The sequence below is a fragment of the Ruegeria sp. YTSA219 genome (genome assembly GCF_059609985.1).
Genome location: NZ_JBXWMT010000016.1, coordinates 24,004 through 49,226, shown reverse-complemented (window position 1 = coordinate 49,226; position 25,223 = coordinate 24,004). Strand labels below are relative to the sequence as shown.

The following is a 25,223-nucleotide window of genomic DNA, read 5'->3' as shown; positions in this document are numbered from 1 at the left end:
TGCGGACATCGAAAAGCGATTTGTTATGCCAGATGTTGTTAAGATTTTCGGTGAGAGAAACACATCTACAAACGCGCTTACGTCACTAATTCGGAAGAATTCGAGCAGCCGTGTTGCGCCTTCAACGGCCGGTGACTTAGATTCAAAATTCTTTAGAAAGATTCAACTGGCCCAAAAGCTGAGGATTCCAGGAGCGTTACAGGAATGGGCAACGGACCGCGTTTTTGTTGGTTGTAATCCACTTTCGGCTTGGAAGCATACAACAACGAACTTTGACGACGTCTCGCCGTTTGCTGATAGCCATTTGATATTCTGTGTGCGCCATCCCGCCTCTTGGGTTCTCGGCTTGTACAAGCGACCGTATCATGTCCACGGACATTCAGTTTCTAGCCTCAATGAGTTTTTGGAGAAAAGATGGCGAACAGTAGGGCGTGAACGGCTTGGTGGGCGCAAAGTAGGCGCGATTGAGTTGTACAACATCAAGATGCTTGCGTTTTCGAATTTTCAAAAACGTCTAGCTGCGGCAGACATAAACTTCAGTGTCGTTCGGCATGAAGACTTTGCCGTTGATCAGCAATCATTGTTCGCTTCATTGAAGCCATTTTTGCTAACGCCATCCCAAGATTTTTCGCCGCTGGATGCTTCAACTAAAGATCACGGCAAATCTCGGGAGTATTACAAAGAATACTATGGGAACCAGAAATGGCGTGATGAGATTGATTCAACCAGCATGCGCACCATAAACGAAGAAGTAGACTGGCAATTTCTTCCAGAAATGTCCTATTTTCCGCTGGACTAAGCTGATTGGTCTTTTTTGATTTAGGCGGCCTCTCTTCTGAAAAAGGGCCTGGTTCATCCTCTTCTAAATGATGTCAGTTAACAGGGGTTGACGCCCTAGTAAAATCACCATACCCAGCGCTATCTCAAGCTGGCGATGATTCCACTGTCTGACTGCGTCAGAGAAGCGGAGGTATCGTTTGAAATCAGTTGCAACCTGCCTGTTAGGATTGTGTTGTGAAAAAAGGTTCTGGAGTTACGGAACCGCAACAAAAAGGAAAGTGACACGTGGCACGTATTGCCGGCGTAAACATCCCGACTGCAAAGCGGGTACCTATCGCCCTCACATATATCACCGGTATCGGCAACACCTCGGCGCAGGCCATCTGCGAAGCCGTAGGCATTGAAGCGCACCGTCGCGTCAATGAGCTGTCGGATTCCGAAGTTCTGGCCATCCGCGAACATATCGACGCAAACTTCACCGTCGAAGGTGACCTGCGTCGCGAAGTTCAGATGAACGTCAAGCGCCTGATGGATTTGGGTTGCTACCGCGGTCTGCGTCATCGTCGTAACCTGCCCGTTCGCGGTCAGCGTACCCATACCAACGCTCGTACCCGCAAAGGCCCCGCAAAGGCCATTGCTGGCAAGAAGAAATAAGGAGGGTCTGACCGATGGCACGCGAAAAGACTCGTACCAAGAAAAAAGAGCGCAAGAATATCGCATCGGGCGTGGCCCATGTGAATTCGACCTTCAACAATACCAAGATCCTGATCTCGGACGTGCAAGGCAACGCCATTGCATGGTCGTCGGCCGGGACCATGGGGTTCAAAGGGTCGCGTAAATCTACACCGTATGCTGCTCAGATGGCTGCGGAAGACGCAGGTAAAAAGGCGCAGGATCACGGCGTCAAGACGCTGGAAGTCGAAGTTCAGGGCCCCGGTTCGGGTCGTGAATCGGCTCTGCGCGCACTGGCTGCAGTGGGCTTCAACATCACGTCGATCCGCGACGTGACGCCGATCGCTCACAATGGCTGTCGCCCGCCGAAACGCCGCCGCGTCTAAGCGAATTAGAATTGAGCTGGGGCCCGCATTTTCGCACGGCCCCAGCACGTCATTTTGAACCTCGGGCGTCTGCACCTTGTTGGTCATGGGGCGCGGACAGGAATGGAGGGATTACATGATCCACAAGAATTGGGCAGAATTGATCAAGCCAACCCAGCTGGAAAGCAAGCCGGGCAACGACCCTGCGCGCCAGGCAACGCTGGTTGCAGAACCGCTGGAGCGTGGCTTTGGTCTGACACTGGGCAACGCACTGCGCCGCGTTCTGATGAGCTCGCTGCAAGGTGCGGCCATCACCAGCGTTCAGATCGACAACGTCCTGCACGAATTCAGTTCGGTTGCAGGCGTGCGTGAAGACGTCACCGACATCATTTTGAACCTAAAGCAGGTCGCCCTGCGCATGGAGGTCGAAGGCCCCAAGCGTCTGTCGATCAATGCAAAAGGACCGGCAATCGTCACCGCAGGCGACATCAGCGAAAGCGCTGGCATCGAGGTTCTGAACCGCGATCACGTCATCTGTCACTTGGATGATGGTGCCGACCTGTTTATGGAACTGACCGTCAACACCGGTAAGGGCTATGTCTCGGCTGAAAAGAACAAGCCAGAAGATGCACCTATCGGCCTGATCCCGATCGACGCGATCTATTCGCCGGTTAAAAAGGTCGCCTATGATGTTCAGCCGACGCGTGAAGGTCAGGTTCTAGACTATGACAAGCTGACCCTGAAGATTGAGACTGACGGTTCGATCACCCCCGAGGACGCGTTGGCCTATGCTGCGCGCATCCTGCAGGATCAGCTGTCGATCTTCGTCAACTTCGATGAGCCGGAAGCGGCTGGTCGTCAGGACGAGGATGATGGTCTGGAGTTCAACCCGCTGCTGCTGAAGAAAGTAGATGAGTTGGAACTGTCGGTCCGCTCGGCAAACTGCCTGAAGAACGACAATATCGTCTACATTGGCGATCTGATCCAGAAGACCGAAGCCGAGATGCTGCGCACTCCGAACTTCGGCCGCAAGTCGCTGAACGAGATCAAAGAAGTGCTGTCCGGCATGGGTCTGCACCTCGGCATGGATGTCGAGGATTGGCCGCCTGACAACATCGAAGATCTGGCGAAGAAATTCGAAGACGCGTTTTAAGCGCGTCTTCCCAATGCCCGCGCTTGCGGGGAATGCACGGGCAATCATGCCCCAAGGAGAGCCGGTGACACGCATCGCCGGCCAGACAAAGCAAAACGCTGAAGAAGGAACTAGAAAATGCGTCACGCACGTGGTTACCGCCGCCTGAACCGTACTCATGAGCACCGTAAGGCTCTGTTTGCGAATATGGCTGGCTCGCTCATCGAACATGAGCAGATCAAGACAACTCTGCCCAAGGCAAAAGAACTGCGCCCGATCGTTGAAAAACTGATCACTCTGGGCAAGCGCGGCGACCTGCACGCCCGTCGTCAGGCCGCATCGCAGCTGAAAGAAGACAAAGACGTCGCAAAGCTGTTTGAAATCCTGGGCCCCCGTTATGCCGAGCGTCAGGGCGGTTATGTCCGGATCCTGAAAGCAGGCTTCCGCTATGGCGACATGGCCCCGATGGCGATCATCGAATTCGTTGACCGCGATCTGGACGCCAAAGGCGCTGCAGACAAAGCGCGTACCGCCGCCGAAGAGGCCGCAGACGAAGAATAAGAATGCCTGGCTTTCATGTGAAAACCCCCGTGTCTCGGACGCGGGGGTTTTTCTTATGGAGCCAGTCGCAAGTCCGCTCTGCTCATGGTATGTGTCAGCTTTAGTCAGGGCCCGAGAAGCGTTTGCAAATGTCTGGTTGCTGCTTCTGCGCGCCTTGCCAATGTTCCCGGATCGGGCTTTTCTGTGCGCCCGATCGCGCGCTGGATCTGAAGATCACCAATCAACAATCCCAAATACAAATCAACCACGTCCGATATATCGTTGCTGACTAGCTCTCCATTGGTTCTGGCAGCTTCAAAAAGCTGTGCCAGGAGAGGGGAAATCGTTTCCCGACCTGCCTCTGACAAGGCTTTACCTAGTTGGCCGGTTGCGTCAGCTGCGGCCGCGCGATTCAGAGAAACTGCCTTCTCGCCCAATATGATTTCCAGCAATACCGGCCCAAAGGCGTCGAGTGTTTCGATCGAGGCTTCACGCTGTGCAAGCGCGTTTTCAAGCAACGTTTTTGCTTCCGCAGCGTTTCGTGACACCATGGTGCGGAACAAGCCAAGCTTATCGCCATACCAGTTGTAAAGCGTTTCGTTTGAGCAGCGGGCACGTTTGGCGATGCTCAGCATCGAAGTTCCCGCGAAACCTTTTTCTGCGAGCAGTTCATAAGCCGCTGTTTCGATCTGTTCCTGCCGGGCAGTGCGTAGGTGATCTTTCAATCTGGCCTCCTGAATGGTGTTGACACTCAGCCGTACATCGGGTTACGGCTTAACGCAACCGTACACTTTGTTACGGAAAAAGGAGGCGAATTTGATTTATGAGAAAGATCGGGCGGCCAATGCTGCTTTGTTGACACTTATCGTTTTGCAGATCGTTATGCTGAGTGCTCTCTATGCCGGAGTACCGCCACATCCGCCCACAGTTACACCACTGTTTGGGATCGCGCCTTTTATTGGGGCCGCACTCAGCGCAGCCTGCGCTGCGATCCTCCTTGGCGCCACGGAAACAAAGGCCGGCATATGCCTGACACTTTTAGCGGCACTTCTTGCTTCGGTTTCCTTCGGACCGCAAAAGTACGCAGACGCGCAGTTTCCCCTGATCTGGCCCGCAGTACTCGTAGGGCAGGGGGCCATACTTACGCTTGTCGTTTTGGCATACAGATCGGTTCGCTTGAAACCGAGACAGCTCAACTAATACCTATCCGTCTGACTATGAACGTCGTAGTCAGGCGGTCGGACATGTCAAATGTGGCTGGACTGGCTTTACCTCGTCAGGGTGGTGATGGCTGAAGTCTGGCAGAAACTCCAATACCGCGCTTGCAAACCCAGACATCGCGCCGCATATCCAAAACAGTCCAAAAATTTTCAGGAACTATGATGCTTCGCGCCACGGCCTTCGCTTTATCGCTTTTGTCTGCCTCTGCCGCGGCGGAAACCAGGGTGCCACGTTCTCAGGCCGAAATCAGCCTAGGGTTTGCGCCGGTGGTGAAACAGGCCGCGCCGGCTGTGGTGAATATCTACGCCAAGATCGTGCGCGAAGGGCGCTCGAATTCACTGTTCTCTGACCCGTTCTTTCAGGATTTCTTTGGCGGCGGCTTTGGCGAACCGCGACCACGCGTTCAGAACTCACTGGGGTCCGGCGTGATTCTGACGGATGACGGCTATGTGGTCTCAAACTACCATGTCGTGGGTTCGGCGACCGAAATACGGGTCGTCACGACGGACCGGCGCGAGTTTTCGGCCGAGGTGGTTCTGGGCGATCAGGAAAGCGACATCGCCATTCTACGTCTGAAAGATGCCGAGGCGTTGCCTTCGATCGACATGCGGGATTCCGATTTGGTTGAGGTGGGTGAATTGGCTCTGGCCATCGGCAACCCATTCGGCGTCGGGCAGACGGTATCATCGGGAATTATCTCGGGGCTGGCGCGGACCGGTACGGCGACGGGCAATGCGCGGGGCTATTTCATTCAGACGGACGCGGCGATCAATCCCGGCAATTCGGGCGGGGCGCTGATCGATGTAAATGGTGATCTGATTGGCATCAACACCTCGATCCTGACACGTTCTGGCGGATCGAACGGGATCGGCTTTGCCATCCCTGCCAATCTGGTAGCCGAATTCCTGCGGCAAGCGCAGGCCGGCAATGATAGTTTTGTCAGCCCCTGGGCCGGAATGGCCGGGCAGCACATGAGTGCGGATATCGCTGAGTCTCTTGGCTTGGTCATCCCGCAGGGTGTGGTGATTTCGGATCTCCATGCGCTCAGCCCGTTGGCCGAGGCAGGGTTGCAGGTTGGGGACGTCGTGACCCATGTCGACGGGGATGAGGTGAACTCGCCGGCAGAGATGAAATTCCGCATGTCAGTGGCCGGTGTGGGCGGCACGTCGGTGGTGACGCGACTGCGCGGCGAGGACCGAGCTGAACTTGAGGTCGCTTTGGTCAAAGCGCCCGAGGTTCCGGCAGCGGAAGTGACGACGCTGAACGATGAAACCGTGATGCCAGGCCTGACCGTGTCGCGGATCAACCCTGCTGTTATCGCGCGGCTGGGGCTTTTGCTGTCGCAGACGGGGGTGGTTGTAGTCGACGCGGGCCGCTATGGCGGTCGGTCCGGGCTGCGTCCGGGCGATGTTGTCGATGGGATAAACGGCGCGCGGGTCGAGCGACCTGCTGATGTCGTGAAGGCGCTGACCGATCCGGGGCGTCGGATCAATCTGGATATCCTCAGGGGCGGCCGGCCGGTTTCCCTGCGGTTCAGGCTGTGACCGGATGAGTGACCTTTTCGATACCGGGTCACCTGACCCTGCGCCACCTGTACATCGCCCGCTGGCCGACAGATTGCGCCCGCAAACGCTGGCCGAGGTGATCGGGCAGGAACAGGTGTTGGGCCCGGATGCGCCTTTGAGCGTGATGCTGGCCTCGGGCAGTCTGTCGAGCCTGATATTCTGGGGGCCGCCCGGCGTCGGCAAGACCACGATCGCGCGGCTTCTAGCGCAAGAGACGGACCTGCATTTTGTGCAGATCAGTGCCATCTTTACTGGTGTTCCCGACCTGAAGAAAGTGTTCGAAGCTGCGAAGATCCGGCGTCAGAACGGGCAGGGGACGTTGCTGTTTGTTGACGAAATCCATCGCTTCAACAAGGCGCAGCAGGACGGGTTTCTGCCGCATATGGAGGATGGTACGATCCTCCTGGTCGGGGCGACCACGGAAAATCCATCGTTCGAGTTGAACGCCGCTGTGCTCAGTCGGGCACAAGTGCTGGTGCTGGAACGGCTCAGCCTGGCTGATCTTGAGCGTCTGACGCAGCGCGCTGAACAGGAACTGGACCGCGGGTTGCCACTGGACTCTGCGGCCCGTGATGCGCTGCAGGAAATGGCCGATGGTGACGGACGTGCCCTGCTGAACCTGATCGAGCAGGTTGCCGCGTGGAAAGTTGAGGGTCCGCTGGACCTTGAAGCCCTGTCGACCCGGCTCATGCGCCGTGCCGCGAAATACGACAAATCTGGAGATGAGCATTACAACCTGATCTCGGCCTTACACAAATCGGTGCGAGGATCCGACCCCGATGCCGCCCTGTACTGGTTCGCGCGAATGCTGACAGGAGGCGAGGACCCAAGGTATTTGGCGCGCCGGATCACGCGAATGGCGGTCGAGGACATTGGTCTGGCTGATCCGCAGGCTCAGGCGATCTGTCTGCAGTCCTGGGAAACCTATGAGCGGCTGGGCAGTCCCGAAGGCGAGTTGGCTTTGGCGCAGGCGCTGGTCTATCTGGCTCTGGCTCCGAAATCGAACGGGGCCTATGTGGGCTACAAGGCAGCGATGCGCCTGGCCAAGCAATCAGGAAGTGAGCCGCCGCCCAAACATATTCTGAATGCACCAACCTCTTTGATGAAAGATCAGGGTTATGGTGCGGGCTATGCTTATGATCACGATGCCGAGGATGGGTTTTCTGGGCAGAACTACTTTCCCGAGTCCATATCGCGCCCTGTTCTCTATCAACCTGTCGAGCGTGGGTTTGAACGTGAGCTGAAGAAACGGCTGGACTACTTTGCCAAGCTGCGTTCGCAACGGAAACCAGACTAGCACCGGCTTGACTCTTTGGCCGATGCGCGCGACAGACGCGCATGTTTTCTGGGACAATGTTTACAGCGTGGTCCGGGCGGGTCTGCCGCGCGGCGCAAGGGGCAATGGCATGAGTGGCGTGCAGATGATTACGGTTGCGGATGGGGATGGCGATCAGCGGGTGGACCGCTGGCTGCGGCGTCTGTTTCCGCATGTCAGCCAGGGGCGCATCGAGAAAATGTGCCGCAAGGGCGAACTGCGTGTGGATGGCGGACGGGCCAAGGCCTCGACCCGGCTTGAGGTCGGCCAGGTTGTACGCGTGCCACCTCTGCCGGATGCGGACCACAAACCGGTCGAGGTGAAACCGCGGATCACAGATGCGGATGCCGAGATGATGCAGGCTTGCGTGATTTATCGCGATGATCACGTGATCGCGCTGAACAAACCGCAAGGCTTGCCGGTGCAAGGCGGCAGCGGCCAGACCCGCCATGTGGACGGCCTGTCCGAGGCGCTGCGCTTTGGATATGACGAAAACCCCCGATTGGTGCACCGACTGGACAAGGATACCTCGGGCGTGCTGTTGCTGGCCCGCACACGCGAGGCCGCCAAAGCACTGACCGCCGCTTTCCGTCACCGGGACACGCGCAAGATATATTGGGCTCTGGTCGCTGGGGTGCCGACCCCTTATCTGGGCGAGATCAAGACTGGTTTGGTCAAGGCCCCGGGCCATGGCAGCCAGGGCGAGGGCGAAAAGATGATCCCCGTTCATCTGAACGAAATCAACGACACGCCAGGCGCGAAGCGGGCCCATACACTTTACGCTACGCTATACCGAGTGGCCGGACGCGCCGCCTGGGTCGCGATGGAGCCGATCACCGGCCGCACCCATCAGTTGCGTGCGCATATGGCAGCGATTGGGCATCCAATCATCGGGGATGGAAAATACGGCGGTTCGGGTCAAGAGAACCTTGGCGATGGCTGGGGTGCGCAGTTGGGCGGTGTGATCAGCAAAAAGCTGCACCTGCATGCGCGGCAGGCTTCGTTTCAGCACCCGGTGACGCGTAAGAAGATCACGGTCACCGCACCCTTGCCCGATCATATGAAACACAGCTGGGACACATTCGGATGGGCCGAAGACCTGGCTGCGGATGATCCGTTCGAGTCTCTGCAATGAGCAGACCCTTACGTCTGGTACTATTTGATGTGGACGGTACCCTGGTCGATAGCCAGGGCAGCATTGTTGCGGCCATGACCGCCAGCTTTGATGCCTTGTCTCTTCCGGTACCGGATAGGGCGGGGATCTTGTCCATAGTCGGATTATCTCTACCACAAGCCATGGCACAGTTGGTGCCCGAGTGTTCTGCTGTGGATCAGGCGCGGTTGGTAGAGGGCTATAAACAGGCCTATCACGCACATCGGCTGGAACAGGGAATGGCCAGTTCGCCGCTCTACCCAGGAGCCCGTGAGGTTATCGAGGCACTGCATGCAATCCCCGAGATGTTGCTGGGCGTGGCGACAGGCAAATCGCAACGTGGTCTGGATGCTTTGATCGAAGGTCACGGTCTGCAAGGCTATTTCGTGACCCGGCAGGTCGCAGATCACCACCCGTCAAAACCGCATCCTTCGATGATCGACACGGCTAGGGCCGAAACCTGCGTCGATGCAGTTGATACTGTCATGATCGGGGATACCCGATTCGACATGGATATGGCCGCCGCCGCCGGTGTCACGGGAATTGGCGTCACCTGGGGGTATCACGAACGGCCTGCCCTGGCCGCTGCCTCTCGTATTATCGAAACGTTTGACCAGTTGCCGGGCGCACTGGACGATATCTGGACCTGAAGACATGAGTGACTGGAAACCGAAACGATTTTGGACTGCATGTCAGGTGGTCGAGGCCGATGGCGGATTTACGGTCGAACTGGACGGTCGTCGGGTCAAAACACCTGCGCGGGCCGGACTGATCCTGCCGACCTTGCCGATGGCTCAGGCCGTTGCGGCCGAATGGGACGCGCAGGAAGAACAGGTTGACCCAGGGACGATGCCCTACACGCGTTCGGCCAATGCAGCCATCGACAAGGTACTGATTCAGCACGCCGAAGTTGCAGACATGCTGGCCGATTATGGCGATTCGGATTTGCTGTGCTATCGCGCCGCTCACCCGCAAGAGTTGCAGCAGCGGCAAGCTGAGCAGTGGGACCCGGTGTTGGACTGGGCCGCGGAAGCCATGTCGGTTCGCTTGCAGCCCGTCACAGGTATCCTGCATCAGCCGCAAGACGTGGCGGCGCTGGATCAGTTGCGCCGGCGAGTGCATGATTTCAACAACTTCCAACTGGCTGCCTTCCACGACCTGGTCAGCCTTTCGGGCTCGTTGATCCTTGGGTTTGCGGCCACTTCCGATTGGTGTGATGCGCAAGAGATCTGGCGGATTTCGCGGTTGGACGAGCTGTGGCAAATCGAACAATGGGGCCATGACGACGAGGCGCATGAAGCAGCCGAAGTCAAACGTTCTGCCTTTTTACACGCTAAACGCTTCTACGACGTCTCTGATTGATCTTAGATTTCTGAATTTTTACCGCTCTGATGGACATCTGTGAGTTGATCCATCGTTTTCCCTGATCCGACCCTTGACGTTTGTTTATGAATGCGACCAAACTCGTGCGCACTAAAGGGGAGACACCTTTGGGGAAACCTTTCTGGTACCTGAGGTGCCGGATAGAACCGTCCCTGAACGGGATGGACAATCAGGAAGAGGTAAAAATGAAAAAATCCGTAATCTTGGGCGCGGCCACAGTTGCCGGTCTGGCCGCAGGCGCAGCCATGGCGGGAACCGTGGACGACGTCAAGGCGCGCGGTAAGCTGAACTGCGGTGTGACCACCGGTCTGGTCGGCTTTGCCGCGCCCGACGCAAATGGTGAATGGCAGGGCTTTGACGTTTCGTTGTGCCGCGCCGTTGCCGCTGCGGTTCTGGGTGACGCAAGCGCCGTTGAATTCGTTCCGACCACAGGTAAGACACGCTTTACCGCACTGGCTTCGGGCGAAATCGACATGCTGGCCCGGAACACCACCTGGACCTTCAGCCGCGACGTAGACCTGAAGTTCGAATTCGTCGGTGTAAACTATTACGACGGTCAGGGCTTTATGGTTCCCAAAGCGCTGGGCGTAAGCTCGGCCAAGGAACTGGACGGCGCGACTGTCTGCATCCAGACCGGCACCACCACCGAGCTGAACCTGGCGGATTTCTTCCGCTCGAACAACATCAGCTACGAGCCGGTTCCGATCGAAACCAACGCAGAAGCGCAGCAGCAGTATCTGGCTGGCGCATGTGACGTCTACACCACCGACGCATCGGGCTTGGCCGCAACTCGCGCCACGTTCGAAAACCCCGGTGATCACATCCTACTGCCCGAAATCATCTCGAAAGAGCCGCTGGGCCCGCTGGTCCGTCATGGCGACCACGAGTGGGGCGACGTTGTTCGCTGGACACTGAACGCACTGGTTTCGGCTGAAGAGCTGGGTGTGACCTCGGCGAACATCGACGAGATGTCTGCTGGCACCGACAACCCCGAAGTGAACCGTCTGCTGGGCAGCGAAGGCACTCTGGGTGAGATGCTGGGTCTGGACGCACAGTGGGCAATGCGTGCTATCAAGGCGGGTGGTAACTATGGTGAGGTCTTTGCCAAGAACATCGGTGAAGAAACGCCAATCGGTCTGGCACGCGGCCTGAACGGTCAGTGGACCGATGGCGGCCTGCTGTACTCGCCGCCGTTCCGCTAATATCCATTGAAGAGGGCGCAGTTCATCCTGCGCCCTTTTTCAATCCATAAGAAACAGTCCCGGTTAGATTGAACAGAGATCAACTCTGTCTGCGAATAACGGGATGACACGGGGATATACATAGGTCATGTCGACTCTCACTGACCCGCCAAAGGAGCAGTTCCGGCTGTCCATGCTCCTTTACGATACGCGGTACCGATCTGCGACCATCCAGGTCATTGCAATGATCGGTTTCATGCTTTTGGCAGCCTGGATCATTTCCAACACCATTCAGAACCTCGAAGCACTTGGTAAACCCGTAGAATTCGGGTTCTTCGGCGAACCGGCAAGTTACGATATCAACCAACGCCTGCTGGAATACGATTCTCGAGACAGCCACTTGCGTGCTGGGTTTATCGGATTGCTTAACACACTTGTTGTTGCAGTTCTCGGCTGTATCACGGCGACAATTATCGGTGTTTTCGTTGGTGTATTACGACTTTCCAACAACTGGTTGATCGCGCGGATCATGACTGTTTATGTCGAGATGTTCCGTAACGTGCCTGTGCTGCTTTGGATCGTTCTGGCTATGGCCATTCTGATCGAAGGTTTACCGGCACCCAATGCATTCCGAGGCGAAACCCCGACGGCCACGATGGATTTTTTCAACTCTGTCGCCGTCACCAATCGCGGTGTCTATATCCCAGAGCTCCTGTTTTCACGCAGTCTTGGCGATATCCACTTGTTTGGTGCGTCCAGCTTACGCTTCGACATTTCATTGGATCTGGTCGCCTTTCTGGTCGTTTTGGCGGGCAGCATTTTTGTGATGCGCAAAGTATCCGCTAATGCCGCTGCAAAACAGGAAGCAACTGGTGATCGCCCAACCATCTGGCATATTCAGTTGGGTATACTGTTTGTGCCGATGTTGATCCTGCTGATTGCGCTGGGATTCCATTTGGGATACCCGGAACTGAAAGGGTTCAACTTCAAGGGCGGCACCCATTTGCGGAACTCGCTTATCGCATTGTGGTTGGCCCTGTCCCTTTACACTGCAGCTTTCATCGCTGAGATCGTGCGGGCCGGAATTCTCGCCATTTCCAAGGGGCAGACCGAGGCCGCCGCCGCGCTGGGAATACGCCCGAGCCGGATTATGCGTCTGGTGATCCTGCCGCAAGCGTTGCGCGTGATCATCCCGCCAATGATCTCGAACTACTTGAACCTGACCAAGAACTCGTCTCTGGCGATTGCGGTGGGGTATATGGATATCACAGGTACCCTGGGTGGCATCACCATGAACCAAACCGGCCGCGAGCTGGAATGCGTTCTACTGCTGATGCTGGTCTATCTGTGCATCTCGCTGAGCATCTCGGCAGTGATGAACTGGTACAACAATAGTGTCAAATTGGTGGAGCGGTAATATGAGTGATGTTTCATTTGTCCGCGCGGAAATGTTGCCGGAGAAAGCGCCACCAGCGTCCGAAGTGGGAATAGTAGGTTGGGTTAAACACAATCTGTTTTCTGGTTGGTTCAACTCGATCCTGACTTTGGTTTCGCTCTATGCGATCTACTATGTGTTGTCGGGCGTTCTGCCATGGACGTTCCAATCCGTCTGGAATGCCAATTCACTGACTGAGTGCCGCGAGATCATGTTGGCAACCTGGGGAGACACCCATGGTCATGCTTGCTGGGCTGTCATCAATGATCGCTGGCTGCAGCTGTTGTTCGGATTCTACCCGAGCCATCTGTACTGGCGGCCGATTCTGGCGCTTGTTCTGTTGCTGGTTGCGCTGGCACCAGTGCTGTATTCGGACCGTGTTCCGAGCAAGTTGCTGATCTTTAGCGCGATCTACCCCTTCCTGATGCCTTGGTTGATGTGGGGTGGTACCATCTGGGGGCCATTGTCGGCGGCACTTGGATTTGTTGCCGGCTGGGCCGTCTACACCGTCGTCAGCAAGCAACAAAGCGAATTGCTCGGGATGATCGGTGGTGCAGTGGCTGCGTTGATCTGGTGGCTGTTTCTATCGAGCTATTTCGTTGGTGCCATGGATTCGATCCTGCCGATCGGTATCGAAGCCGTGCAAAGTCGTCAGTTCGGTGGTTTCATGCTGGCGATCCTGCTGGGTGTTGTGGCCATCGGTGTCTCGCTGCCGATCGGTATCGTGTTGGCGCTGGGCCGTCAGTCGGACCTTCTTATCGTCAAATACATGTGTGTGGGCTTTATCGAGTTCATTCGCGGCGTACCGCTGATCACGCTACTGTTCGTGGCCTCGCTGCTGTTGAACCTGTTCCTGCCACCAGGCACCAATTTTGACATCATCCTGCGGGTGATGATCATGATGACCCTGTTCTCAGCCGCCTATATGGCCGAAGTGATCAGGGGTGGCCTGGCTGCATTGCCACGCGGTCAGTACGAGGGCGCCGACAGTTTGGGCCTGAACTACTGGCAGGCACAGCGTTTGATCATCATGCCGCAAGCCCTGAAAATCTCAATTCCGGGCATCGTGAGCACATTCATCGGGATCTTCAAGGATACGGTTCTGGTGTCGATCATCGGACTGTTCGACGTGCTTGGCCTTGCCAACGCGATCCGCGCTGATACCGCTTGGAACGGCATCTACTGGGAACTGTTCGCTTTTATCGGCGCGCTGTTCTTCGTCGTCTGCTTCTCCATGTCCCGTTATTCCATGTATCTGGAGCGCAAGCTTCAGACTGGCCATCGTTAAGGAGTTCAACACATGTCTGAACTTGCAATAGACCGCGAAATCGACCGATCCAAGATGCAGGTGAGCGACGAGGTCGCCATCGAAATCAACAACATGAACAAGTGGTATGGGTCTTTCCATGTGCTGCGCGACATCAATTTGACCGTCAATCAGGGCGAGAGGATTGTTATCGCGGGGCCGTCAGGGTCGGGTAAGTCCACCCTGATCCGCTGTCTGAACGCGCTGGAGGAACACCAGCAAGGCACGATCATGGTGGATGGGACGGAACTGTCGAATGACCTGAAAAACATCGACAAGATCCGGTCCGAGGTCGGGATGGTGTTCCAGCACTTCAACCTCTTCCCGCATCTAACCATTCTGGAAAACTGTACGCTGGCCCCGATCTGGGTGCGCAAGACGCCCAGGAAAGAGGCTGAAGAGCGTGCGATGCACTTCCTAGAGAAGGTGAAAATCCCAGAACAGGCCGACAAGTATCCTGGCCAGCTTTCGGGTGGTCAGCAGCAGCGTGTTGCGATTGCCCGTTCGCTCTGCATGATGCCGCGGATCATGTTGTTCGACGAACCTACATCGGCGCTGGACCCTGAGATGATCAAAGAGGTGCTCGACACTATGATCGAGCTGGCCGAAGAAGGCATGACCATGCTTTGTGTGACCCACGAGATGGGTTTTGCCCGTCAGGTCGCCAACCGCGTGATCTTTATGGATGCCGGTCAGATTGTGGAACAGAACGAACCAGAAGAGTTCTTCAACAATCCGCAAAGCGAGCGGACCAAGCTGTTTCTGAGCCAGATTCTGGGCCATTGATCCCGATCGGAAGAACCATGAAAGGCGGGGTTTTTGCCCCGCCTTTTTTATTCCGGCAACTCGCGTGGAATGACGAATCCCAAGACATCCCCACTATGCCACCGAAGCGCGGCCCAGGAGTTGATCTCGAACTGTATGACTGTTGTTGCGCAGGTCGGGTAGTCATCGAAACGGCCGTGATCTGGCGCCTGCCGCACAAGCTGTCTGGCGAATTCAGAGATCCCGGGGTTGTGGCCCAGCATCAGCACGCTTTGGCCAGAAGCCTGCGACAGGGCCCGCATCATGAGATCGGAACCGGCCAGATACAGCGAACGTTCGAACTGGATCAGATCAGCCTGCAGCCCCATTCGATCCCACGTCTCGCGGGTTCTGAGGGCGGTAGAGCTGAGCACCTCATTCGGTAGCCAGCCATTCCTGAGTAGCCAGCCGGACACAGCAGGTGCGGAGCAGCGTCCACGTTTGTTCAGTGGCCGATCATGATCGCTGAGCGTCGGCTCATCCCAACTGGATTTGGCATGGCGGGTCAGGATCAGGGTGCGAGTCATGACGGGTGAAAAGACCTCATGTGGTGGGCGGATTGTTCTGGGTCCCGCCCGGCCCCGGGGCTGAGAGGGCAGGCCAGGCGCGCAAGGCAGCCACCGGTCATGCAGGTTTGGCCCTGCTCTGTGTTCAGATGCCCGTGGCAGGCCTCAACGTCATAGAAGCTGTGGGTGTTCAGGGCCCCGACTGGGCAGGTCTGAGCGCAAGGGGCATCGCATGTAACACAGGGCGATGAATTATGGGCACCGGGAATCTCGAATTCCTGATCAAAATGCAGCGCGCCGCGATACGAGATCATCATACCGACCGTGTCATGCACCAAGGCGCCAACCGGGCTGCTGAATGTACGCCCCGATTTCAGCGCCCAGTCGATAAACGGCACATAGGGTGGGCCACCGAATGGGAAATAGGCTTGACCCCCCAAATCCTGCGCCATCTGATTGACGACGCGGTACGACCACCGGTCAACAGGGTCGGGACCTTGCCATTCAGGGGCTGATTTCAAAACAGGCCAGAACGTGGGCCCTGCACCTAGCAGGATCAGGGTGCCGCTGTCCAATTGCTTGGCATTAGCGCGCCCAGGATGTAACGCACCCATCACGATAAGCCCAACCTCAGCAGCCGCGCTGTCGACACGTTGATAAATGTTCGGGGAAGGTGCGGTTTGAACTGTCATGTCACCTCCGTCGCAGTCGATCAATCGGGTCGGATCAGCGACCCAGCTCCGTGTTCGGTGAACAGTTCCAGTAGCACCGCATTGGGCGCGCGCCCATCCAGAATGACTACGGCCCGCACCCCACTATGCAGTGCGTCCAGCGCCGTTTCGGTCTTGGGGATCATTCCGCCTGCGATGGTCCCGTCCAGGGTCATCTCGCGGATCTGACCGGCTTTTAGCTCGGTCACGACCTCTCCGGCAGCGTTCTTGACGCCTGATACGTCGGTCAGCAACAGAAGACGGTCTGCCTTCAAGGCCGAGGCGATGGCACCGGCGGCGGTGTCACCGTTGACGTTGAACGTCTCACCTTCGCGCCCGGCGCCCAGAGGCGCAATTACCGGGATCACGTCATGCGTAAACAGATCGTGCAGGATTTCGGGTTTCATCTCGGAAGGAGAGCCAACAAACCCCAGCGAGGCATCGGTTTGATTACAGATCATCAAGTTGGCGTCCTTGCCCGACAGGCCAACCGCAGTCCCTCCCTGTCCGTTGATGGCCTGAACAATGCGTTTGTTCACGAGGCCCGAGAGCACCATCTCGACCACTTCGACAGTCGCCTTGTCCGTCACACGCTTACCGTTCACGAAATCGGATTGGATATCGAGCTTGTCCAGCATCGCGTTGATCATGGGACCGCCGCCATGTACCACAACCGGGTTGATGCCCACCTGGCGCATCAGAACCACGTCACGGGCAAAGCTTTCCATCGCTTCATCGCTGCCCATGGCGTGCCCGCCCAGCTTGATGACGACAATGGCCCCGTCATAGCGCTGCAGATAGGGCAGTGCGCTGTTCAATGTGGCGGCGGTGGCGATCCAATCCCGGTTCATATCTCTTGTCTTCATGGCTAAGGTCCCTCTGGCCCACCGTGTTAGGGCCTTTGAAAGGTGCTGCCAAGGGCCAAGCTATTCCAGATGCGTGATGATCGAGCGCAACGTTGGGATACCATCCCCTCTTTCGGACGACGTCAGCACGATTTCGGGGAAAGCGGCGGGGTGTTTTGACAGGGCCGAGCGGACCTGGTTCAGAACCTTTTCGCGTTCATTGGCCTTGACCTTGTCTGCCTTGGTCAGCACGCATTGAAAGGTTACGGCACTGGTGTCCAGCAGCTTCATGATCTCGGCATCAACAGGCTTTACCCCATGGCGCGCGTCAACCAGGACAAAGGCCCGGCGCAGGGTCTGTCGGCCACTGAGATATTGTTTCAGCAACCGCTGCCACTTTTCCACTACCTTAACCGGCGCATTGGCATAGCCATAGCCGGGAAGGTCGACCAGATACAGCTCTGGGCCCTGAGTGAAAAAGTTGATTTCCTGCGTGCGGCCCGGCGTGTTCGATGCACGCGCCAGCCCCTTGGTTCCGGTCAGCGCATTGATCAAACTGGACTTGCCAACATTGGAGCGGCCCGCAAAGCAGACCTCAAGGCGGTCAGGGTCGGGCAGCCCACTCATGGCGACGACACCTTTGACAAACTCGGACGGGCCAGCAAACAGCTTGCGCCCGCGCTCCAACGAGAATTCATCGGGATCTTGGGCCAGAGGGAAGGGTAGGGTGCTCATAACGGTATCACCTTGTCACCGACCGAGATTACCCCGCCGCGAACCACTTCGGTATAGATGCCGAAATCCTGATGGCCCCAGCTGTTCAGCGCGCCCAAAGTGTCGGCATCGCGGTCGCCGGTATCCGGGTTCGCAGTGGTCGCCAAACAGCGCACAATCCGCTCGCGGACGCGGAACACGGCCTCACCGATTTGCAACTCGCGGTCGAGCCAGTCGAATTCTTCCCATAGGGGCAGGCCATCGAACCAGATGTTACCGCGCCAGCGTTTGATTGACAGGTCTTGCCCCAGTTTTTGTTCAACCGCCCGGTGAGAGGCCATGTTGCACAGGCTGATTGACGGGAAATCGCTGTCTGTCATCCCACGCCCTGGTATCCGAACGATCCGGGCAGATGCCGCCCTGTCCGCGGGCATCAGCGGGCGCACCCAATCCAGAAACACGTCCTGTTCCCGATCTGGGTCAAAGGTTAGATCGGGGCGATTGGGATGGGTCAGGGTCAGCATATCCCCGTCCAGCTTGGCGGAAATGGCCATCAGGTCTGGGGCTTTTGATCCGCGACTGAAATTGACGCAGGGCACCCATTTCGTGCCATCCGCCTTGGACGCTTCGTGCGCAACCGCCCAAACGCGATCCCCGGGCATGGTCTGCCCGGGGGTCACTGTCACGGTCTGCACGGCTTCGCGGCCATGGCTTTTCATAGGATGCCGCCAAATATGGGTGACTTCAGCCGTCATTTCTCATCCGTCTTAGTGGCGCGCTTGAAGCCGGATTTGATGTTGCCAAATACATCCGGTTTATAACCCTGGCTGCGCATGATCAGATATTGCTGAGTGAAGGTGATCGTGTTGTTCGCGATCCAGTAGACCACCAGGCCGCTGGCAAAACTGCCCAGCATGAACATGAAAACCCAAGGCATCCAGGCAAAGATCATTGCCTGTGTCGCGTCTGTTGGTGCCGGGTTCAGCTTTTGCTGCAGCCACATCGAAATCCCCAGCAACAGTGGCAGGATGCCGATGAAGATCAGCGCCATAAGGGTGTCAGGTTGCGGTCCGGCCCAAGGCAGCCAGCCGAAGAAGTTCATGATTGACGTTGGATCCGGTGCGCTGAGATCCTGAAACGGGCCAAACCACGGTGCTTGACGCAGTTCGATGGTGACGAAGATCACCTTATACAGTGAGAAGAAGATCGGGATCTGCATCAGGATCGGCAAACAGCCCGCGGCGGGGTTAACCTTTTCCTTCTTGTACAGTTCCATCATACCTTGCTGCATTTTCTGACGATCGTCACCAGCGGCCTCTTTCAGGGCCTCCATCTGCGGCTGCAGTTCTTTCATCTTCGCCATCGAGACATAGGACTTGAACGCCAGCGGGAACAAGATCGCCTTGATGATCAGGGTCAGGCCGATGATCGACCAGCCCATGTTGCCGATCTGGGCGTTAATGTTGTGCAGCAGCCAGAAGATCGGCTTGGTCAGGAAATAGAACCAGCCCCAGTCGATGCTGTCGATGAACTTTTGAACGCCTTCGGCCTGATATTCACGAATGGTTTCCCATTCCTTGGCACCGGCAAACAGCTGGGTTGTGACCTCTTCAGTAGCCCCAGGTGCGATAAGCAATGTCGGCAGTACAGTTTCCGTCTGATAGATTTTGCGACGGGCATCGTATTTGGCTGCTGCCTTGAAGGTCGTGCCCTCAGCCGGGATCAGGGTGGTCATCCAATAGTGATCAGTAAAGCCGACCCAGCCACCGTCTTTGACCTGAAAGACCTCGGCTTGCGCCCGTTCGTTCGGATCAATGTCAAAGTCGCGCACATCGCCGTAGTCGATTTCATCCAGAACACCGTCGGCCATGACCATCACGCCTTCATGCAGGATGAAGAAATTCTTAAGTCCGGGCAGGTCGCCATCTTCGCCGATGCCATGGCGGGCGAGGATGCCATATGGCGCCATGCCGACCTCGGCTTGTGTGTTGTTTTCCACCGCTTGTGTGACTTCGAACATATAGTTCTCGTCTACCGAGATGGTACGGCGGAAGGTCAGGCCATTGCCATTCTCCCACTTCAACGTAACTGGAGCGTTCACCCCAAGTGTTTCACCATTTTCGACGATCCAGACCGTGTTCGGCCCGGGTACGTCCGTGCCGGTGACACCAGCGCCAGGCGCCCATCCGTAGAGCGCATAATATGCAGATTCAGATCCGACCGGAGAGAACAGTTCGACAATCGGTGCGTCGTCCTGGATCGAGACTTTATAATCCTTCAGGTACAATTCATCGATGCGGCCACCGGACAACGACAGGCTGCCCTCAAGGCGGGGCGTGTCGATCTTGATCCGCGCGGCCTCGGACCCGGGCAGCGTTTCTTCTGCGCTCGCCGTGGCTTCGCCTACGGTGCCCGCGCTAGAGGCGCTGGGGGTCTGAACCTCATCGCTTTCGATGGCGCTGATTTCAGCCTGATCAGTAATGGTGGTTTGCTCGGGCGGTGGAAACAGCACGAACCAAACCAGGATCACGACAAAGCTGAGCGCGGTTGCGAGGATGAGATTCTTGTTCTGATCGTCCATCTGGGACAGCCACCTTAAGCAGTGAAACACACCCGGTGGGTTCAACAGAGTGCAGCCCCAAAGGTCAAGCGGATTCGCCCGCCTTATGGTTCCAGATTGGGCTTTTGTGGTGAAAACCTGCGATCAGGAACCCGCTTGCCGTCCAATTTTGGGAATGCCTTTGACTTTGTTCTGATGGGCCGAGATCCAATCCATGGTCTTTTCGAACGGCATGGGCTTGCCAATGCCAAAGCCTTGAACGTGGTCACAACCAAGCTGTGCCATCAACGCGTGCTCACCGGTGGTTTCAACACCCTCGGCGAGTGTTTCTACATTCAACCTTTCGGCCATAGTCAGAATTGCACTGACCAATTGTTGTTGCGATGCATCACTGTCCGCCTTGGCCACAAAAGTTCGGTCTATCTTGATCCGCGTCACATCAAACCGTTTGATCGAGGCGATCGAGGCATGTCCAGTGCCGAAATCATCCAGATCAATACAACAGCCAAGTGCTGCAAGGCTGGTCACGTTGCGGGTAATCACATTGTCCGGACGTCGCGAAAACACGGTTTCCAGAATTTCGACAGCCAGTCGGTCGGGCGTCAGGTCGTTTTGGTCCAGTTCCCATTTCAATCGGTCCAGCAGAGCGGGGTCTCGTAGCTCATCCGAAGAAAAATTGATTCCGATTCGTGGGACGTGAATCCCGTTCCGGTCCCAGCAGCACATCGCGGAAAATGCATGATGCCGCATCGTTTGGCCAAGCCTCTCCATCAGCTCGGCCTGTTCGGCAAAAGGCAGAAATATCTGTGGGTTCAAGATGCCTTTTTCCGGGTGCTCCCAGCGGGCCAGGGCTTCAAACCCCGTAACCCGCCCTGTATCTGTGGAAACCTGAGGCTGAAACCAGGGGCGGATTTGTCCGTTGTCCAGCGCAGCCTCGAACTCTTTGCGAAGGTTGGCCCTGATATTGGATCTACGGCGGGTTTCGTTTGAAAAGGCGCGGATCGTTGAGGGCCCATTACGCTGAGCTTCGCATAGCGCAGCAGATGCGGCATCAATCCAATTTTCAAACCCGGATCCGCGAACTGCGGATTGCAGGCAAAAACCGATTGAACACGAGACATAGGCAGTGGTGCCGTTTAGGGTGATCGGCTCTTCAACGGCGGATTGGATGCGGCCCGACATCTGAATACAGGCTTCGAGATTGAGATGCTGTGACGGGCGCAGGCCGATGGCTATTTTGCACTCGTCTAATCGTGTTGCAATATCGCCGGTTCGAATGACCGAGAAGATGCGGTCACAAAATTGGCTGGACAGATGGGTCGCGGCCGCATTTCCGTGCAGGTCAACAAATTCAGTGAACCCGTCTAAGGCTATAATCATACAAGCCGATCCCATGTTATTGTGATCGGTACGGTCAAAGAAGTTTTCAAGTTCGGCGGCAAACTTATCCGTTGGCGCGAGTCTTCCGTGATGGTGCAGTGGAGAGATGCGTGCAGTTTGTGTGCGTCTGACTGAGGCGAAGGCGAAGATCAGCAACGGAAGGCTTAGTGCCACAACGACAAGCGCACGTTCTCCACCGATCCAGAAAGCCGCAAGCGAAATGGCGGGAGCAAAGGCCAGCACCGGCGGGCCACTCAGATACGTGGTGAGAGTATCGAGAAATTGATAAACGGAAACAGATTTCCTCATCGGTTCGTCTTCGCCTTTACCCTGAGCATCTTGTGCTCCGGTCAAACCGTAGAAAATTAGTCTGAGTCACTCGTTAACGCAGCTGTGGAATATCATCCGTTTTTTCAGTTTTTTCGCTCGAATTGATGGAAAGATTAACAAAATCAAACAATTTCGGGTCCAAAAGGTGCGAAGGGCGCGCATTGGTTAAGGCGCGGAACATCACTTGCCGCCGTCCGGGACTGTTTTTTTCCCACTGATCGAGAATCTGTTTGACCTGCTGGCGTTGTAACCCGTCCTGGCTGCCGCACAGGTCACAAGGGATGATCGGGTAGTTCATCGCATTGGCGAATTTCTCGCAATCCGCCTCGGCGACATGGGCAAGGGGGCGAAAGACGAACAGGTCGCCTTCTTCGTTCACCAGCTTTGGCGGCATCGTTGCTAGACGGCCGCCGTGGAACAGGTTCATGAAAAACGTCTCAAGGATGTCGTCACGGTGATGACCCAGCACCACGGCCGAGCAGCCCTCTTCCCGCGCGATGCGGTACAGGTTGCCCCGGCGCAGGCGCGAACATAGCGCGCAAATGGTGCGGCCTTGGGGAACCTTGTCCATGACGACCGAGTAAGTGTCCTGATATTCGATGCGGTGGGGAACACCCATGCCTTCCAGAAACTCGGGTAGGACGGTAGCGGGAAAACCTGGCTGGCCCTGATCCAGATTGCAAGCCAGCAGATCGACCGGTAGTAGGCCGCGCCATTTCAGCTCGTACAGAACCGCTAGCAAGGTATAGCTGTCCTTACCGCCTGACAGGCAGACCAACCAACGGGGTGGCTTGCCGTTTTTCTCGTGCGCGGATGGGTCCACCATGCCATAGTGTTCGATGGCTTCGCGGGTGTGGCGCACGATGCGTTTGCGCAGCTTCTTGAACTCGGTGGTCGAAGGCGCGCCGGCAAACAGCGGATGGATATCGTCAGCTTCATCAAACATGCGCTGCCCCTACAGCAGATGGCGTATCCGGGCAAGTGTGCGGGTCAGCCCAACCGCGCAAGCAGGGCACCAGTGTCCAGCCCGGACACCGAACCGGGGATGCGGCCATTGTTACCTGTCAGCCGAGACGCCACAAATCCATCAGCGACCGGCCCGGGCGCTTGGCGTATTAGTTGAGAGGCCGTCAGCAGCAAAGCAGTGCGCTCCGCAAACCAGCGCGCCTCGGCTTCGGGTGGGATATTGGTCCAGCGGGCGCGGTGGTCCCTCAGCGCCGCATCATAGTGGCGGTTCACTCCGGTTGCCGCCTCAAGCTCGGCCTGCAGGACTTGGGCGGCCAAGGGGTCGCGGGTCAGGGTGCGCAGGATATCCAGACAGATCACATTGCCCGAACCTTCCCAGATGCCGTTCAAAGGGGCTTCACGGTAGAGCAGGGGCAGGGGGGTGTCCTCGACATAGCCCATGCCGCCCAACACCTCCATGGCTTCGACCACGACGACTAGACAGCGTTTGTTGTTGAGGAACTTGGCGAGTGCAACAGCGATGCGGGCAAAGGCTTTATCCTCGGGTGTATGACCGTCATAAGCCTGCGCCACACGCATTCCCAGTGTCAGCGCCCCCTCCCAGTCCAGCACGAGATCGGCCAGAACGATGCGCATCAGGGGTTGGTCAATCAACCGGCGCTGAAAGGCGCTGCGATGGCTGACCCAGTAATGCGCTTCGCTGAGGGCCGCCCGCATCAGACCTGCCGGAGCCATCGCAGTGTCGAGCCGTGTGTGATGCACCATCTCCAGGATTGTGCGCACACCCGCGCCCTCATCGCCAAGCTGATAGGCCAGCGCATCATGGTATTCAATCTCGGCCGAGGCGTTGGACCGATTGCCCAGCTTGTTCTTCAGCCGCATCAGGTGGATTGCGTTGCGTTCGTCGTCCAGCCAGCGGGGCACAAGGAAACAGGTCAGACCGCCGGGGGTCTGGGCAAGTGTCAGGAAACCGTCGGACATCGGGGCTGAGCAGAACCATTTATGCCCGCGCAACCGCCAGTGATCTCCGTCGCGTGTGGCCGTCGTGGTATTGGCGCGAATGTCCGAGCCACCCTGTTTCTCAGTCATCGCCATGCCCAGCGTGGCGCTTTTTTTGGAGGCGATAGGAGCGATAGAGGAATCGTGGTTCCATTCCGTCAATCGGGGAACCCAGATCGAGGCAATCTCTTCATTCGCCGCAATTGCTGGAACGGCGGCGTAAGTCATGGTCAGCGGGCAGCAATGTCCGGGTTCGACCTGACTGGCAAGGTAGACCATGGCGGCGTGGGTTGCGTGACCATTCGGTAGGTCAGACCAGGCAACGGCTGCGTATCCGGATGATTGACTGAGTTGCATCAGGTGATGGTATGAATGAGTGAAACGCACTTCATCCAGGCGGCGTCCACCTTGGTCAAACAGAACAAGTTCTGGGGAGTGGAAATTGGCCTCGCGCGCCATGTCTCTCACTGCAGCACGCCCAAGGTCTGCACCATAGTTGCGAAGAATAGAGCTTCGCGCGCCTGTCACATTTTGCAGTACTGGGTCAGAGGCCCAAAGGTCTAAATCTGCTCGCACAGGCGGCTGGTTCAGAACGTCATGCGTGGATAGGGAATGGCGCGCGTCAGATGTCATCTGGCCCTCGAATTGAACAGCACAACTGTTCAGCGAAGGTGCGCTCCGGTCAAGTCCGACGACGGGTCAGGAGTGATCTTCACGGTCCGGAACCGGATCATACCCGTCGCCACCCAAAGGGTGGCAGCGTCCGATCCGTCGCGCGGCCAGCCATGTGCCTTTGATGGCACCGTGTTTTTCCAGTGCCTCCAACGCATAGGCCGAGCATGTAGGCTGATAGCGGCAGTTGAACCCGACCCAAGGGCTGAACAGCAACCGGTACGCCCGAATGGGTAAGGCAAGGATATGCGAGAGCAATGTCATTTTCGCGCAGCATGCACTTTACGCAGAGCATAGCGCAAATCATCCAGCAGCGCCGCATAGGGGCGTCCGGCTGTGACATCGGCGCGACCGATCAGCACGTAATCCCAGCCGTCCTGCCCCTTCTCAGGCAGTACTGCGCGCGCAGCTTCGCGCAGGCGTCTCTTGGCCCGGTTGCGAGCCACGGCATTGCCGACCTTTTTGGAACAGGTGAAACCGACGCGAATCCCGTCCGCCTCGCCCTCGGCGCGTTTGCGCGCCTGCACCATCATTGATGATGTGCCCTGCCGACGCGCACGCGCGGCGTTCAGGAAATCGGATCGTTTCCTGAGGATGATCAATGTTTTGGATGCGCAAACGGACGCCGCCGGGGGCGTATCCCCGGGTTGGCAGTTACCATCCTCAGGGGCCTCCGGCGGCGTCATGTT

At 57.0% G+C, this 25,223-nt stretch carries 26 protein-coding genes; 14 read left to right on the top strand and 12 right to left on the bottom strand.

What is annotated here, in order from left to right; all coding sequences use genetic code 11:
* Positions 1-25 precede the first annotated feature (25 nt).
* From AC2FFB_RS17730 to rplQ, 5 genes are all read left to right on the top strand, one after another.
* Positions 26-799 carry a hypothetical protein gene (locus tag AC2FFB_RS17730; RefSeq protein WP_496875247.1) on the top strand — a complete coding sequence of 258 codons (774 nt, stop codon included), beginning with the start codon at positions 26-28 and terminating at the stop codon, positions 797-799.
* Between the two features lie 266 nt (positions 800-1,065).
* On the top strand, positions 1,066-1,434 hold the full coding sequence (rpsM, locus tag AC2FFB_RS17725) for a 30S ribosomal protein S13 (protein WP_142639766.1): 369 nt from the start codon (positions 1,066-1,068) through the stop codon (positions 1,432-1,434).
* 14 nt (positions 1,435-1,448) lie between these two features.
* Positions 1,449-1,838 carry a 30S ribosomal protein S11 gene (gene rpsK, locus AC2FFB_RS17720; protein ID WP_037311698.1) on the top strand — a complete coding sequence of 130 codons (390 nt, stop codon included), beginning with the start codon at positions 1,449-1,451 and terminating at the stop codon, positions 1,836-1,838.
* A 115-nt stretch (positions 1,839-1,953) separates the two neighbouring features.
* A complete protein-coding gene (locus tag AC2FFB_RS17715) occupies positions 1,954-2,970 on the top strand; it encodes a DNA-directed RNA polymerase subunit alpha (RefSeq protein ID WP_281995981.1) in 1,017 nt (338 codons plus the stop codon).
* Positions 2,971-3,087: 117 nt separating this feature from the next.
* Positions 3,088-3,510 (top strand): 50S ribosomal protein L17, encoded by a 423-nt coding sequence (gene rplQ, locus AC2FFB_RS17710; RefSeq protein WP_142639761.1) that lies wholly within the window; start codon positions 3,088-3,090, stop codon positions 3,508-3,510.
* Positions 3,511-3,614: 104 nt separating this feature from the next.
* On the opposite strand, the gene AC2FFB_RS17705 is transcribed toward rplQ, so the two are convergent.
* Positions 3,615-4,214, bottom strand: coding sequence for a TetR/AcrR family transcriptional regulator (locus AC2FFB_RS17705; protein WP_496690416.1), 600 nt, complete (start codon positions 4,212-4,214; stop codon positions 3,615-3,617).
* A 657-nt stretch (positions 4,215-4,871) separates the two neighbouring features.
* Between AC2FFB_RS17705 and AC2FFB_RS17700 the strand changes: the two genes are divergently transcribed.
* The 9 genes from AC2FFB_RS17700 (at position 4,872) to AC2FFB_RS17660 (ending at position 14,834) form a co-directional block, all read left to right on the top strand.
* Complete coding sequence (locus tag AC2FFB_RS17700) at positions 4,872-6,254, top strand: trypsin-like peptidase domain-containing protein (protein ID WP_281973751.1); 1,383 nt, start codon at positions 4,872-4,874, stop codon at positions 6,252-6,254.
* Between the two features lie 4 nt (positions 6,255-6,258).
* A complete protein-coding gene (locus AC2FFB_RS17695; RefSeq protein ID WP_496875246.1) occupies positions 6,259-7,572 on the top strand; it encodes a replication-associated recombination protein A in 1,314 nt (437 codons plus the stop codon).
* 109 nt (positions 7,573-7,681) lie between these two features.
* The gene (locus AC2FFB_RS17690) at positions 7,682-8,725 is read left to right on the top strand and encodes an RluA family pseudouridine synthase (protein ID WP_281973760.1); all 1,044 of its coding nucleotides are present in this window, start codon (positions 7,682-7,684) and stop codon (positions 8,723-8,725) included.
* Complete coding sequence (locus AC2FFB_RS17685; RefSeq protein ID WP_496694394.1) at positions 8,722-9,393, top strand: HAD-IA family hydrolase; 672 nt, start codon at positions 8,722-8,724, stop codon at positions 9,391-9,393. Before AC2FFB_RS17690 ends, AC2FFB_RS17685 begins: the two co-directional genes overlap by 4 nt.
* A 4-nt stretch (positions 9,394-9,397) precedes the next feature.
* Positions 9,398-10,105, top strand: a complete 708-nt coding sequence (locus AC2FFB_RS17680; protein ID WP_496679002.1) for an ATP12 family chaperone protein — start codon at positions 9,398-9,400, stop codon at positions 10,103-10,105.
* A 206-nt stretch (positions 10,106-10,311) separates the two neighbouring features.
* Positions 10,312-11,328: an amino acid ABC transporter substrate-binding protein gene (locus tag AC2FFB_RS17675; protein ID WP_142639749.1), complete on the top strand. Its 1,017-nt coding sequence runs from the start codon at positions 10,312-10,314 to the stop codon at positions 11,326-11,328.
* Between the two features lie 127 nt (positions 11,329-11,455).
* Positions 11,456-12,724: an amino acid ABC transporter permease gene (locus tag AC2FFB_RS17670; RefSeq protein ID WP_496875245.1), complete on the top strand. Its 1,269-nt coding sequence runs from the start codon at positions 11,456-11,458 to the stop codon at positions 12,722-12,724.
* A gap of 1 nt (position 12,725) precedes the next feature.
* On the top strand, positions 12,726-14,030 hold the full coding sequence (locus tag AC2FFB_RS17665) for an amino acid ABC transporter permease (protein ID WP_496875244.1): 1,305 nt from the start codon (positions 12,726-12,728) through the stop codon (positions 14,028-14,030).
* Positions 14,031-14,042: 12 nt separating this feature from the next.
* The gene (locus AC2FFB_RS17660; protein WP_142639743.1) at positions 14,043-14,834 is read left to right on the top strand and encodes an amino acid ABC transporter ATP-binding protein; all 792 of its coding nucleotides are present in this window, start codon (positions 14,043-14,045) and stop codon (positions 14,832-14,834) included.
* A 47-nt stretch (positions 14,835-14,881) separates the two neighbouring features.
* Here AC2FFB_RS17660 and AC2FFB_RS17655 read toward each other — a convergent pair whose 3' ends face one another.
* From AC2FFB_RS17655 to rnpA, 11 genes are all read right to left on the bottom strand, one after another.
* The gene (locus tag AC2FFB_RS17655) at positions 14,882-15,379 is read right to left on the bottom strand and encodes a SixA phosphatase family protein (RefSeq protein ID WP_496875243.1); all 498 of its coding nucleotides are present in this window, start codon (positions 15,377-15,379) and stop codon (positions 14,882-14,884) included.
* Positions 15,376-16,050, bottom strand: coding sequence for a ferredoxin (locus AC2FFB_RS17650; RefSeq protein ID WP_271952001.1), 675 nt, complete (start codon positions 16,048-16,050; stop codon positions 15,376-15,378). Before AC2FFB_RS17650 ends, AC2FFB_RS17655 begins: the two co-directional genes overlap by 4 nt.
* A gap of 20 nt (positions 16,051-16,070) precedes the next feature.
* Complete coding sequence (argB, locus tag AC2FFB_RS17645) at positions 16,071-16,934, bottom strand: acetylglutamate kinase (protein WP_496875242.1); 864 nt, start codon at positions 16,932-16,934, stop codon at positions 16,071-16,073.
* A 60-nt stretch (positions 16,935-16,994) separates the two neighbouring features.
* Positions 16,995-17,648 (bottom strand): ribosome biogenesis GTP-binding protein YihA/YsxC, encoded by a 654-nt coding sequence (yihA, locus tag AC2FFB_RS17640; protein WP_496875241.1) that lies wholly within the window; start codon positions 17,646-17,648, stop codon positions 16,995-16,997.
* Complete coding sequence (locus tag AC2FFB_RS17635; protein ID WP_496690413.1) at positions 17,645-18,382, bottom strand: MOSC domain-containing protein; 738 nt, start codon at positions 18,380-18,382, stop codon at positions 17,645-17,647. The genes yihA and AC2FFB_RS17635 overlap by 4 nt, the downstream gene beginning before the upstream one ends.
* A complete protein-coding gene (yidC, locus tag AC2FFB_RS17630; RefSeq protein ID WP_496690412.1) occupies positions 18,379-20,208 on the bottom strand; it encodes a membrane protein insertase YidC in 1,830 nt (609 codons plus the stop codon). Before yidC ends, AC2FFB_RS17635 begins: the two co-directional genes overlap by 4 nt.
* Before the next feature lie 123 nt (positions 20,209-20,331).
* A complete protein-coding gene (locus AC2FFB_RS17625; RefSeq protein ID WP_496713830.1) occupies positions 20,332-21,876 on the bottom strand; it encodes a putative bifunctional diguanylate cyclase/phosphodiesterase in 1,545 nt (514 codons plus the stop codon).
* 73 nt (positions 21,877-21,949) lie between these two features.
* A complete protein-coding gene (gene ttcA, locus AC2FFB_RS17620) occupies positions 21,950-22,843 on the bottom strand; it encodes a tRNA 2-thiocytidine(32) synthetase TtcA (protein ID WP_496875240.1) in 894 nt (297 codons plus the stop codon).
* A 44-nt stretch (positions 22,844-22,887) separates the two neighbouring features.
* On the bottom strand, positions 22,888-24,495 hold the full coding sequence (locus AC2FFB_RS17615) for an acyl-CoA dehydrogenase family protein (protein ID WP_496694397.1): 1,608 nt from the start codon (positions 24,493-24,495) through the stop codon (positions 22,888-22,890).
* A 66-nt stretch (positions 24,496-24,561) separates the two neighbouring features.
* Positions 24,562-24,798: a membrane protein insertion efficiency factor YidD gene (yidD, locus tag AC2FFB_RS17610; RefSeq protein ID WP_496694398.1), complete on the bottom strand. Its 237-nt coding sequence runs from the start codon at positions 24,796-24,798 to the stop codon at positions 24,562-24,564.
* Positions 24,795-25,220 (bottom strand): ribonuclease P protein component, encoded by a 426-nt coding sequence (gene rnpA, locus AC2FFB_RS17605; RefSeq protein ID WP_496694399.1) that lies wholly within the window; start codon positions 25,218-25,220, stop codon positions 24,795-24,797. Before rnpA ends, yidD begins: the two co-directional genes overlap by 4 nt.
* Between the last annotated feature and the right edge of the window lie 3 nt (positions 25,221-25,223).